This window comes from Marinifilum sp. JC120 (assembly GCA_004923195.1).
Classification (GTDB): domain Bacteria; phylum Desulfobacterota; class Desulfovibrionia; order Desulfovibrionales; family Desulfovibrionaceae; genus Maridesulfovibrio.
In genome coordinates this window covers 1-785 of record RDSB01000106.1, presented here as the reverse complement: position 1 = coordinate 785, position 785 = coordinate 1, and the positions used below count along the sequence as shown (strand labels likewise).

Below are 785 nucleotides of genomic sequence, written 5' to 3'. Positions count from 1 at the left end.
CATTTAGCTATCGCAATTCTTTTCCTCATTGCGGGTCATATGTATAGAACGAACTTTGGAATCGGACACAGTATAAAAGATCTTTTAGAAGCACATATTCCTCCGGGAGGACGATTGGGGCGTGGGCATAAGGGTCTTTATGACAYAATCAATAATTCGATTCATTTTCAATTAGGCCTTGCTCTAGCCTCCTTAGGAGTTATTACTTCCTTGGTAGCTCAACACATGTACTCTTTACCTGCTTATGCGTTCATAGCGCAAGATTTTACGACTCAAGCTGCGTTATATACCCATCACCAATATATTGCAGGATTCATCATGACAGGAGCTTTTGCTCATGGAGCTATCTTTTTTATTAGAGATTACAATCCAGAACAGAATGAGGATAACGTATTAGCAAGAATGTTAGACCATAAAGAAGCTATCATATCCCATTTAAGTTGGGCCAGCCTCTTTCTAGGGTTCCATACTTTGGGACTTTATGTTCATAACGACGTCATGCTTGCTTTTGGTACTCCGGARAAACAAATCTTGATCGAACCTATATTTGCCCAATGGATACAATCTGCTCATGGTAARACTTCSTATGGRTTCGATGTACTTTTATCTTCMACGAATGGCCCAGCATTYAATGCKGGTCGAAGCATATGGTTGCCKGGCTGGTTAAATGCTATTAATGAGAATAGTAATTCACTATTCTTAACAATWGGYCCYGGMGAYTTYTTGGTTCATCATGCTATTGCTCTAGGTTTACATACAACYACATTGATCTTAGTAAAGGGTGC

Annotated in this window: 1 protein-coding gene; it reads left to right on the top strand. The window is 39.7% G+C overall.

All coding sequences use genetic code 11. The annotated features are described in order from the left end of the window. On the top strand, positions 1–785 hold a 785-nt coding region (gene psaB, locus D0S45_20590; protein ID TIH07328.1), incomplete at both ends, for a photosystem I chlorophyll a apoprotein A2.